Origin of the sequence: Dyella sp. (assembly GCF_051954575.1) — a bacterium.
In the GTDB taxonomy this organism is placed as follows: Bacteria; Pseudomonadota; Gammaproteobacteria; order Xanthomonadales; family Rhodanobacteraceae; genus Dyella_B.
In genome coordinates this window covers 1-11,624 of sequence record NZ_JBQCHP010000152.1, presented here as the reverse complement: position 1 = coordinate 11,624, position 11,624 = coordinate 1, and the positions used below count along the sequence as shown (strand labels likewise).

The 11,624-nt window shown below is 63.7% G+C and carries 10 protein-coding genes; 9 read left to right on the top strand and 1 reads right to left on the bottom strand.

Features of this window, described 5'->3' with window-relative positions; all coding sequences use genetic code 11:
* The first annotated feature begins 130 nt into the window (after positions 1–130).
* From ACTHNE_RS18795 to ACTHNE_RS18780, 4 genes are all read left to right on the top strand, one after another.
* On the top strand, positions 131–2,179 hold the full coding sequence (locus ACTHNE_RS18795; RefSeq protein WP_440270017.1) for an ABC-F family ATP-binding cassette domain-containing protein: 2,049 nt from the start codon (positions 131–133) through the stop codon (positions 2,177–2,179).
* A 7-nt stretch (positions 2,180–2,186) separates the two neighbouring features.
* A complete protein-coding gene (locus tag ACTHNE_RS18790) occupies positions 2,187–3,101 on the top strand; it encodes a phosphoglycerate mutase (RefSeq protein ID WP_324946217.1) in 915 nt (304 codons plus the stop codon).
* On the top strand, positions 3,101–4,819 hold the full coding sequence (gene recJ, locus ACTHNE_RS18785; protein WP_324946227.1) for a single-stranded-DNA-specific exonuclease RecJ: 1,719 nt from the start codon (positions 3,101–3,103) through the stop codon (positions 4,817–4,819). The genes ACTHNE_RS18790 and recJ overlap by 1 nt, the downstream gene beginning before the upstream one ends.
* A gap of 387 nt (positions 4,820–5,206) precedes the next feature.
* On the top strand, positions 5,207–5,572 hold the full coding sequence (locus ACTHNE_RS18780; RefSeq protein WP_324946220.1) for an STAS/SEC14 domain-containing protein: 366 nt from the start codon (positions 5,207–5,209) through the stop codon (positions 5,570–5,572).
* 7 nt (positions 5,573–5,579) lie between these two features.
* Here the strand turns inward: ACTHNE_RS18780 and ACTHNE_RS18775 are convergent, their stop codons facing one another.
* Positions 5,580–7,022: a DcaP family trimeric outer membrane transporter gene (locus tag ACTHNE_RS18775; protein ID WP_324946222.1), complete on the bottom strand. Its 1,443-nt coding sequence runs from the start codon at positions 7,020–7,022 to the stop codon at positions 5,580–5,582.
* A gap of 193 nt (positions 7,023–7,215) precedes the next feature.
* On the opposite strand from ACTHNE_RS18775, the gene ACTHNE_RS18770 reads away from it, so the two are divergent.
* From ACTHNE_RS18770 to ACTHNE_RS18750, 5 genes are all read left to right on the top strand, one after another.
* The gene (locus ACTHNE_RS18770) at positions 7,216–7,344 is read left to right on the top strand and encodes a hypothetical protein (RefSeq protein WP_440270016.1); all 129 of its coding nucleotides are present in this window, start codon (positions 7,216–7,218) and stop codon (positions 7,342–7,344) included.
* A 102-nt stretch (positions 7,345–7,446) separates the two neighbouring features.
* Entirely contained in the window at positions 7,447–9,117 is a 1,671-nt protein-coding gene (asnB, locus tag ACTHNE_RS18765; RefSeq protein ID WP_440270015.1) for an asparagine synthase B, read from the top strand.
* A gap of 315 nt (positions 9,118–9,432) precedes the next feature.
* Positions 9,433–10,558 (top strand): peptide chain release factor 2 gene (prfB, locus tag ACTHNE_RS18760; RefSeq protein ID WP_324944562.1). Its coding sequence is split into 2 segments (ribosomal slippage): positions 9,433–9,507 and positions 9,509–10,558, totalling 1,125 coding nucleotides; the frame shifts between segments, so codons are not numbered across the junction.
* Positions 10,559–10,579: 21 nt separating this feature from the next.
* Positions 10,580–10,894: a hypothetical protein gene (locus tag ACTHNE_RS18755; protein WP_324944560.1), complete on the top strand. Its 315-nt coding sequence runs from the start codon at positions 10,580–10,582 to the stop codon at positions 10,892–10,894.
* A gap of 86 nt (positions 10,895–10,980) precedes the next feature.
* Positions 10,981–11,624: OB-fold nucleic acid binding domain-containing protein (locus ACTHNE_RS18750; protein WP_440270014.1), on the top strand; the 644-nt coding region annotated here is incomplete at its 3' end.

Below are 11,624 nucleotides of genomic sequence, written 5' to 3'. Positions count from 1 at the left end.
CCCACCAAAAACACCGTGTTTTTTTCATGGGGGGTCTTTTTTTTTTTTTGGGCCCCCCCTAATTTCACCCCCGCGCCCCGGTTATCATGTGCGGCTTCGGCCGTCCTGGCCGGCCTTAAGCTGGTTCCACATGATTGCGTTTCGCCATTTCGCCCTGCGCCGCGGCAGCCGGTTGCTGCTTTCCGATATCGACCTGGTGATCCAGAGCGGCTGGCGCCTGGGCGTGGTCGGGCGCAACGGCTGCGGCAAGTCGAGCCTGTTCGCGGCGCTGCAGGGGCAGTTGGAGGCCGACGCGGGCGAACTGGACATGCCGGCCAGGCTGCGCCTTGCCTCGGTGGCTCAGGAAACCCCGTCCTTGCCCGACCCGGCCATCGACTACGTGATGGGCGGCGACGTGGAACTGGCCACCGCGCTGCGCGACGAGCTGGACGCGCAGGCGCGCGGCGACACCGAAGCGATGGCGCTCGCTCATCACCGCATCGAGGAATTGCACGGCTACGACGCGCGCGCCCGCGCCGGCCGCCTGCTGCACGGCCTTGGCTTCAGCGCCGATACGCACGAACGCGCCGTCAGCGAATTCTCCGGCGGCTGGCGCGTGCGCCTGAACCTGGCCCGTGCGCTGATGGCGCCGTCCGAGCTGCTGCTGCTGGACGAGCCCACCAACCATTTGGATCTGGATGCGGTGCTGTGGCTGGAAGAATGGCTGCGCCGCTACCAGGGCACCTTGCTGGTGATCTCGCACGATCGCGAATTCCTCGATGGCGTGATCACCCACACCCTGCATCTCAACGAAGGCCGCGGCAAGCTCTACACCGGCAACTACAGCGCGTTCGAGCGCCAGCGCGCCGAGCAACTGCGCCTGCAGCAGATTGCGCACGAACGCGAGCAGGCCGAGCGCGCGCATTTGCAGTCCTTTATCGATCGCTTCAAGGCCAAGGCCAGCAAGGCCAAGCAGGCGCAGTCGCGCATGAAGCGGCTGGAGAAAATGGCCGGCACCGAAGCGGTGCGTGCGGAGCGTCCGTTCCATTTCCAGTTTGCGGTGCCGGAGAAGGTGCCCGATTCCATGCTGCAACTGGAAGAGGTCAGCGCCGGCTATCCAGCGCTTCTCCCTCTCCCCTCCGGGGAGAACATTTCATCTTTTCCCTTTCCCCAAGGGGAAAGGGGTGGGGTGAGGGGGCAGGCTGGCGAGAAATCAACATCAGAGCACGCTTTGGATGTAGATGATGGCGAGCGTGGCCCCTCATCCCAACCTTCTCCCGGGAGGGGGGAAGGGGCGAACGTCGTCCTTACGGACGTCCGTTTTCGTTTAGAGGCCGGCGAACGCGTCGGCTTGCTCGGCCCCAACGGCGCCGGCAAATCCACCCTGGTGAAAACCCTGGTCGGCGAACTGGCTCCGTTGGGCGGCGAACGCAAGGTCCATAAGGACCTGAAGATCGGCTACTTCGCCCAGCACACCGTGGAAAGCCTGCGCGAAGGCGCCAGCCCGTTCGATCATTTGCAGGACAAAGCGCCCGGTGTCGGTGCGCAGGTGTTGCGCGATTTTCTCGGCGGCTGGAATTTCGCGGGCGATCGCGCTTTCGAATCGGTGGACGGGTTTTCCGGCGGCGAGCGCGCGCGCCTGGCGCTGGCCTTGATCGCCTGGGACAAGCCCAATCTGCTGCTGCTCGATGAGCCCACCAACCATCTCGACCTGGACATGCGCGAAGCCCTGGCCGACGCCTTGGCCGATTTCGATGGCGCGCTGGTGCTGGTATCGCACGATCGCCATCTGCTCGGCATGGTCTGCGACAGTTTTTGGCGCGTGGCCGACCACAAGGTGGAACCCTTCGACGGCGACCTGGACGATTACGCGCGCTGGTTGCGCTCGCGCGGCAATGCGCCGAAGAAAACCGAAGCGGACGCCAAACCATCCGAGTCCGCCGCTGACCGCCGCCGTGCCGCCGCCGCGCAGCGCGAGAGCGAAAAAGCGTCGCGCCAGCGCGTAAAGAAAATCGAAACGCGCGTCGCTGCGATCGACGAAGAGCTCACCAAGCTGGATCAGAAACTCGCCGATCCGGAAACCTACAACGGCTCGACCGCCGAGCTGATGAAACTCGGCCAGCGCCAGGCAGAATTGCGCAAGGAAAAGGAAACGCTCGAAGCCGAGTGGCTGGCGTTGTACGAACAACTGGAAGCCTGAGCGGACGATGGAAACCACCGCACGACACGTGGAGTGCTGGCTGCCCGACTTGCAGCGTTTCGATCCGGCGCATCCTCTGTGCGCCTTGCTGCGCGAGGGCGACCGCGTCACAAACGGTGCGCAAGGCTATCTCGGCGGTCTTTCCGCGTATTTCCACTACGACGGTGAACTGCCTGCCGCCGCGCTCATTCGCGAGCATCTGGCAGGCGATGCGGCCGATGCGTGCTGGCTCAACGCGGACCCGGCCTGGATCCAGCCGGACATGAGCGGTGCACGTTTGCTTGCCTGCGGCCACTTGCCGCTGGGCATGGAAGAGGCACAAGCGCTGGTCGAGCCCTTGCAAGCGGTTTTTGCGGAGCAGGGCATGGCGTTGCATGTGTCCACACCGCAACGCTGGCAATTGCGCGTGCCGGCGGACATGTTCATGCCCCATTTCGATGCGCCGGAGCAGGCGCTGGGTGAAGATCTCTACGACCATCTGCCGCAAGGGCCGGACGGCCGGCGTTGGCGCGTGTTGTTGAACGAAGTGCAGGTGCTGCTGCATCAGCATCCGCTCAATGCACAGCGGCGCGAGCGTGGCCTGCCGCCGGTCAACAGTCTGTGGTTCTGGGGGGGCGGTGTGTTGCCGTCGCACATCGATACGGCGCTGCGTGGCGTGATCGGCGAAGATCTTTTGCTGTTGGCGCTCGCGCATCGCGCCGGCATTCCGGCGCAACGGCGCACGGTATCCACGGCGGATGCGGCGCAGGCTGGCTGGTTGCTGGATCTGCAGGATCAATCCGCAGACGCCATCGCCGGCGAGTGGTGGCCATGTCTGCAAGCGTTGAGCAAGCGCGTGCCGATGCTGCTGTCCTTTGCCAGCGGCGAGCGCTGCTTGCATCGCCCCTGGCATCGCTGGCGTTTCTGGCGAGGCCGCGCGTGATGCCGCAGCTTTTGAAACGGCGTCCGTTGCTGGGCGAACCGGCAGGCTGGGGCGAGACGGTGCCGGAATTTCTGCAGCGCATTTACGCGGCGCGCGGCGTACTGAGCCCGGACCAGGCGGAGCATCGGCTCAATCGCATGCTTGCGCCGCAACAGTTGAGCGGCATGCAGCAGGCCGTCGGCTTGCTTGCCGATGCCATCCGCGACGATGTCTCGATCATGATCGCCGGCGACTACGATTGCGATGGTGCCACCGGCACGGCGGTGGCGGTACGCGGTCTGCGTCTGCTCGGCGCACGGCGCGTGGATTACGTGGTGCCGAACCGTTTCGTGCATGGTTACGGCCTTACGCCGGAACTGGTAGCGTCGTTGCCTGCGCATGCGCAGCTGATCGTCACCGTCGACAACGGCATCGCCAGCGTCAGCGGCGTCGCGGCGGCGCGTGCGCGCGACATGCACGTGATCGTTACCGATCACCATCTGCCCGGCGATCATCTGCCGGAGGCGGACGCCATCGTCAATCCGAACGTGCAAGGTGATGGTTTCCCGAGCAAGGCGCTGGCGGGCGTGGGCGTGATGTTCTATGTGCTGCTGGCGCTGCGAGCGCATCTGCGTGAACTGGGCTGGTTTGCCGCCAGACCTGAGCCGGATCTTTCCGTGCTGCTGGACCTGGTTGCGCTGGGCACGGTGGCCGACCTGGTGCCGCTGGATTTCAACAACCGCGTACTGGTCGAAGGCGGCATGAAACGGCTGCGCAGCGGGCGCGGTTGCGCCGGCATCGTGGCGTTGATTGAAGCGAGCCAGCGCAGCGTCGTCACGTTATGCGCCAGTGATTTCGCGTATGCAATCGGCCCGCGCCTGAACGCCGCCGGGCGTCTGGAGGACATGCGCCAGGGCGTGGAATGCCTGCTGACCGACAACCCCGCGCAGGCGCGCGCCTATGCGCAACGGCTCAGCGCCATCAACCAGGAACGACGCGATCTGCAGGCCTCGATGGTGGCCGAAGCGGAAGTGATGGTGGCCAGCGCGTCGCACGTGGATGCGCAGACCATCGGCGTCACCTTGTTCGAACCGAGCTGGCATGCGGGCGTGGTGGGGCTGGTCGCTTCCAAGTTGAAGGAACGTCTGCATCGGCCGGTGATCGCGTTTGCGCCGGCGGGCGAGGATGATCCCGATCATTTGCGTGGTTCGGCACGCTCCATCGCTGGCTTTCATATTCGCGATGCGCTGGCGGTGGTGGATGCGCGCCATCCCGGCTTGATCGAACGCTTCGGCGGCCACGCCATGGCGGCGGGCCTGAGCCTGCCCACGCAACACTATCCGCGCTTTGCCGAAGCCTTCGACGCGGTGGCGCGCGAATGGCTCACCGAAGAACAACTGCAAGCCGTGCTCTATACCGACGGCGAAATGCCGGCCGGCATGTTTACGCTGGAAACGGCGCGCATGCTGCGCTTCGCCGGTCCATGGGGGCAGGCGTTTCCAGAGCCGCTGTTCGAAAACCGCTTCGAATGCTTCAGCTGGCGCACCATGGGCGAGCGCCATCTGCGTTTGAGCCTGCGCGATCCGCGCGACGATGCCGTGCACGACGCAGTGATGTTCAACGCCTACGACGGCAAGCCGCCGCCGACGGTGATGCGCGCGGCGTATGAGCTCACCATCAATGACTGGCAGGGCAGGGAATCGCCAAGGTTGTTGCTGCGCTACATGGAACCGGCGTAGGTTGGGGTGCAAACCCCAACAATGTCTTATCCCAGCCGGTGTTGGGGTTGGCACCCTGACGTATCCCCACGTTTTTGCTCGATGATTTCAATAAAATCAGCGAGCTATACACCTTGCACATGATCTTCCAGATTACTGGGCCATCATTCCCGCGAAAGCGGGAATCCATTTGCTCTGATGCAAAGGCAAAGATGGATTGACCAGCATTCGCTGTTGAAAAGCGCCTCCGCTTTCGCGGGAATGACGGCATTTCGGGCACATATGCACCAAACGAAAAAACGCGGGGATATATCAGGGTTTGCACCCCAACCTACATTCACCTCCCTTCACTTGCCTCGCTGCTCAAATAGCGTTTGGATAGCGCAACGAAGCACGAAGGAGCAGATCATGATCGAGCAACTCCCCTCCCTCCCCGCAGGCGTGCTGGGTTTTCGCATGAGCGGCCAAGTCACCGCGCAGGACTATGAAAGCGTGATGGTGCCGGATATCGAGGCGGCTTTTGCGCTGAGCAACAAGCTGCGCCTGGTCATCCATATCGACGACGAATTCACCGGCTTCGCGCCTGGCGCGATGTGGGACGACGTCAAGCTGGGTTTTCGCCACATCAGCGGCTGGGAGCGCACCGCGCTGGTTACCGATGTGGGCTGGATTCGCGCCATGTCCAGCGTGTTCGGCGTCACCATGCCGACGCACTTTCGCCTGTTCTCCAACTTGCAATTGGATGAAGCGGTGCGCTGGGTATCGTCCACCTGAACGCCATCTACCGGATAAAGCTGTATTGCAACGAACCCTGGATGCGCGTGTCGGTGTTGTAACGGTTGTCCTGCACTTCCAGCCGGCCGTGCAGCAATTCCAGCCCAACTGTGAGCGCAGGCATCGGCGCCCAGATCACATTGGCGGCGGCGTAATCGCTGTTGTGGAAGTCGCTCGTATTCAACCAGGACGAACGCGGCACGCGCAGCGCACCGTAGACCAGATTGCTGCGCCAGTTGTCGTTCCAGTAATGCGTATAGGCCGCGTAGGCGCCGCGTTCGCTCAGCAGATGTATTCGGCCGTCCGCGCTCACCACCGCATCCAAGCCAGCGCCACCGAGATCGTTGAGATAGCGTGCGATGCCCTTGCCCCAGTTGAGGCCGAACATCAGCAGATCGCTGTAGTCGGCAAAGCTCGCCACTTTCAACGAGCCGCTCAGTTGCGCGCCGCCACTCACCATCCGGCGATTCTGTTCGTTACTGCTGTAACCGAGCTGGCGTACCACGCCGCCCAGTTGCAGATGGCCCCAGCCTTGTTCGACGCGCGCGGCAATGACCACGTCCGGCAGATGTTGCGTGCCGTGGACGTTGCTCGCCGGATCGATGGCGCGCAGTTCGGAAGAGGGCTGCTCGGCGGCCAGCGTCAGGCTGCCGGTTTCCCCCAGGTGAAAGAACTGATGGATACCGGCGCGCCGCGTGGCGATCACGCTGTTCGGGCCCGCGAAATCCAGCGTATCGGGAATCGCGTCGACGTCGGCGAGGGAAGACCAGCCGAAGCCGGCATAGGTGTTGCCTAGTTGGCCATACGCCTGGCGCAGGCGGAAGCCGTACTGGCCGTTGCCACCACCGTAGAAATCGTTTTCGACATAGAAGCGCAGTGTTTCGTCGAATATGGTGGGATGGCGGATGTCCAGGCTGAAACGGGTCTGCCGCGCCTGCAGGTTGAAATTGCCGCGGTCGCGCGTTGCAGGTACCGGAATGGTGGCGGGAACGAAGGCATCCGGCGAACCCGTATCGCGAGTGTCGTAGATCATGTCCAGCTTGGCGTAACCACCAATGCGGGCAATGGTGTCGGTGCCCGGAATTTGCACAAAGCCCTTCAACGCCGGATCGGTGGGCGGTGCCTCGTTGTCGATGCGCGAGGCGGAATCGGGGTCTTCGGAAACGCTTTGCTGCGGCGGCAGCGGCGAGCGTTCGGTATGGGTGAGCTGCAGGGCGTCGACCTGGGTGGTGACTGTCTGCGTTGGCGGAGAGGGAGGTGTTGCCGATTTCCCGGCCGTGGCCGGCGGGCGCTCGGCCTTCAGCTCCTTCACCTCGGCCTGCAGGGCCTGCACCGTCGCCTTCAGCTGATCCACTTCCTGCTGCAACCGCTGCGTCTGATCCTGCGCCGATGCGGCGGGCGAGAGCACGGCAAACGCCAACAGGCCACCCAAGCACTTCGTCCGTCCCATGGTCAGTCCCTCGAATGGAAGCGCGTTTTACCCTGGCAGGAGGCAGGCCGGTCTTCCCGTAACCCCTTGGCCGGCGTGAAATTTGAGCAAGTGGTGGGCCAAGGTCACGTGAAGACAGGTCGCCCCCGGGCTGCGATGGGAAGTCCACGCGACGTCTTGCGCAGCGCACAAGACTTGTGCTGTAGTCGGCCCCATGCACACTTTCCTTGCCAACCACGCGCTCAAATCCGCCGCCCTCGTGGCCGGTGTCGGCGTGGCTGCAATGGGCCTGAATAACAACGCCAATAACAATAACCGCAACCGCGGACGGGCCGGCGTGTAGACGAAGAAACATCCATACACACGCAAAAGGGCCCGCCAAGTGCGGGCCCTTTTGTTTTTAGCGTTTCACTCAACCAGCAGCGAGCCAAAGGAAAAACCCATCATGTGCGCCATCTTCGGAATGTTCGATCTTCAGCCAGGCGACGACCTGGCCGCGTTACGCCAGCTGGCGTTGGAGCTGTCGCAGCGCCAGCGCCACCGCGGCCCGGACTGGAGCGGCGTATTCGTCGATGCCGGCGTGATCCTGGTGCACGAGCGCCTGGCCATCGTCGACCCGGCCAGCGGCGCGCAGCCGCTGCGTTCGCGCGACGGCCATCTGGCGCTGGCTGTGAATGGCGAGATCTACAACCATCGCGAGCTGCGCGCGCACAGCAGCTACGATTTCACCACCGGCTCGGACTGCGAAGTGATCAACGCGCTGTACCGCGAGCATGGTGCGGATTTCCTCGGCCAGCTCAACGGCATTTTCGCGTTCGCATTGTGGGACGGCGAAGCGAAGCGTTACCTGATCGCGCGCGATCCGATCGGCGTATGCCCGCTGTACTGGGGCCACGATGCGCAAGGGCGCTTGTGCGTGGCCTCGGAGATGAAGGCGCTGGTGGGCGTATGCGCCGATGTCGCGCCGTTCCCGCCGGGTCACGTCTACGACAGCAGCACCGGCGAACTCAAGCGTTACTATGAGCGCCCGTGGCGCGATTACGAAGCCACCAAGGGCCATGGCCCGGGTGAATTGCGCAAGGCTTTCGAGCAGGCCGTGCATCGCCAGCTGATGACTGACGTGCCATATGGCGTGCTGCTTTCCGGCGGCCTGGATTCCTCGCTGGTCGCCGCCTGCGCCGCACGCTTCGCGCGTGAACGCGTGGAAGACGACGATCGCAGCGAAGCGTGGTGGCCGCGCCTGCATTCCTTCGCCATCGGCCTTGAAGGTTCGCCCGACCTGGCTGCGGCGAAAGTGGTGGCCGACGCACTCGGCACCGTGCACCACGGCTTCGTCTACAACTTCTGGGAAGGCCTGGATGCGCTGCCCGAAGTGATCCGCCATATCGAAACCTACGACGTCACCACCATCCGCGCGTCCACCCCGATGTATCTGCTCGCGCGCCGCATCAAGGCGATGGGCGTGAAGATGGTGCTGTCCGGCGAAGGTTCGGATGAAATCTTCGGCGGATATCTGTATTTCCACAAAGCACCGTCGCCGGAAGCGTTCCACGAGGAAACCGTGCGCAAGCTCGACGCGCTGCACAGCTACGACTGCCTGCGCGCGAACAAGTCGATGATGGCCTGGGGCGTGGAAGCGCGCGTGCCGTTCCTGGATCTGGAATTCATGGAAGCGGCGATGAGCATGGACGCCGCGCACAAGATGGCCGGCAAGGGCCGCATCGAAAAGGCGGTACTGCGCGAAGCTTTCGTCGGCGCGTTGCCGGAATCGATCCTGTGGCGCCAGAAGGAACAGTTCAGCGACGGCGTCGGCTACGGCTGGATCGATGGCCTGAAGGCGCACGCGGAGCAAGCGGTGAGCGATCGCGAATTCGCCGCCGCGGCATCGCGCTTTCCGTTCAACACGCCGGCGACGAAAGAAGCCTACCTGTATCGCCGCATCTTCGAGAAATTCTTCCCCGGCGAGGCCTGCGCGGCGACTGTGCCGGGCGGCAAATCCATCGCGTGCTCCTCGCCGGCAGCCTTGGCGTGGGATCCGGCGTTCGCCGCGATGGCCGATCCTTCGGGACGCGCCGTGCGCGACGTGCACGCCAACGCACTCCAAGCCACCCCGTAGGTTGGGGTGCAAACCCCAACATCGCCATCTCGATACGAAAGCTGCAATTTCTTAGCGAGCCGCTCCCTCCCCTACGTGCAATAGGGGAGGGTTGGGGTGGGGTGAAGCAATCTCGCGTTGAACCCAAGCCATGCCGCAAGCGCATGCAACCCCACCCCGGCCCTCCCCTGCCAGCAGGGGAGGGAGTACATCGCCGCAAGCATCGGCACACACCACTCCCTTCAGCCCTCAGCTAGGCGCCTTCGCACCCGGTTTGCTACGATTACCGTTTATCTCGCGCCCATCCGGCGCCATCCCTTCAGGGTTCAACCACACATGATCGAGACCAATCCGATCCTTGCGCAGATCGCGGACCTCACGGCCCGTATCGAGTCGCTTAGGGGGTATCTTTGACTACGACGCCAAGCGTGAGCGTCTGGAAGAAGTAAGCCGCGAACTGGAAAGCCCCAACGTCTGGGACGATCCGCCGCGCGCACAGGAACTGGGCCGCGAACGCGCCCGCCTCGACACCATCGTCAGCGGCATCGACCGCATCACTTCCGGCCTGGCCGACGCCGGCGAGCTGCTCGAAATGGCCGCCGCCGACGGCGACGACGATACCGTGCAATCCGTGCAGGCCGACGTCGGCAAGCTCGACGCCGAAGTCAGCAAGCTGGAATTCCAGCGCATGTTCTCCGGCAAGATGGATTCGGCCAACGCCTTCGTCGACATCCAGGCCGGTGCCGGCGGCACCGAGGCGCAGGACTGGGCCGAAATGCTGCTGCGCATGTACCTGCGCTGGTGCGAAGCGCGCGGCTGGAAGACCGAGCTGATGGAAGTGAGCGCGGGTGAAGTGGCCGGCATCAAATCCGCCACTTTCCGCGTGGAAGGCGACTACGCCTATGGCTGGCTGAAAACCGAGATCGGCGTGCACCGCCTGGTGCGCAAGAGCCCGTTCGATTCGGACAACCGCCGCCACACCAGCTTCACTTCGGTATTCGTGTCGCCGGAAGTAGACGACGACATCGATATCGAGATCAACCCGGCCGACCTGAAGACCGACGTGTACCGTTCGTCCGGCGCCGGCGGCCAGCACGTCAACAAAACCGAGTCGGCGGTGCGCATCACGCACGTGCCCAGCGGCGTGGTGGTGGCGTGCCAGACCGAGCGCAGCCAGCACGCCAACCGCGATCGCGCCATGAAGATGCTGGCCGCCAAGCTGTACGAGCTGGAGATGCAGAAGCGCAACGCCGAAAAGGATGCGCTGGAAGCATCCAAATCCGACATCGGCTGGGGCAGCCAGATCCGCAACTACGTGCTGGACCAGAGCCGCATCAAGGATCTGCGCACCGGCATCGAGCGTACCGATACGCAGAAGGTGCTGGATGGTGACCTGGACGATTTCATCGAGGCCAGCCTGAAGGCGGGCCTGGACGCGGGTGCCAAGCGTGTTGATGCCTGATCATGAGCGAGGAGCCATAGCATGAGCCGCAAGACCATTTATGCAGCGCTGTTTGCCTGCGCCGGCGTCGCGTTCTTCAGCCACACGACTGATGCCGCCGCGCAGACCATCAAGCAGGATGCGAAAGACGCAGGACACGCTGTCGGCAATGGCGCGCGCGACGTCGGACACGCCACCGCGCATGTCGCCAAAACCATCGGCCACGGCGCCAAGGAAGCCGGCCAGGGCATCGGCCATGGCGCGAAGGAAGTCGGCCACGGCGTGGCGCATGGCACGCGCGAAGGCTGGGACGCCACCAAGCACGCGGTCAAACACGTGTTCGGCAAAGACGACTGACGCGCGTCGACGTACAGAAGAAAACCATCCGGCTTTGAACGAAGCATTTGGCGCTCGACCTGAGCGCCGGCAGCAATGGAATCTCCATGAGCGAACCTACTGACAACCTGCCCGTCGACGAAAACAAGCTGATCGCCGAGCGCCGCGACAAGCTCAAGGCGTTGCGCGAGCAGGGTATCGCGTTCCCCAACGACTTCAAGGTCGACAGTTTCGCCGGCGATCTGCAGGCGGAATTCGAGGACAAGGAACAGCACACCGCCGAAGCGATCGAAGCACTGGCGCGCCAGGTGAAAGTGGCCGGCCGCATCGTGCTCAAGCGCGTGCAGGGCAAGGTCAGCTTCGTGCAAATGCAGGACTTCACCGGCCGCATCCAGCTCTTCATCCACCAGGGCACGGTAGGCGAGGCGATCTACGAAGCGTTCAAGGGCTGGGACGTAGGCGACCTCGTCGGCGCCGAAGGCCAGTTGATGCGCACCAAGACCGGCGAACTGTCGGTGAAGGTGCAAACGCTGCGCCTGCTCACCAAAAGCCTGCGCCCGCTGCCGGACAAGTGGCACGGCCTGGCCGACGTGGAACAACGCTATCGCCAGCGCTACGTCGACCTGATCGTCACCGAGGAAGCGCGCCGCACCTTCATGCTGCGCTCCAAGATCATCGGCTACATCCGCAAGTGGCTGGAAGCCGAGCCGTACCGCTTCATGGAAGTGGAAACGCCGATGATGCACATCAT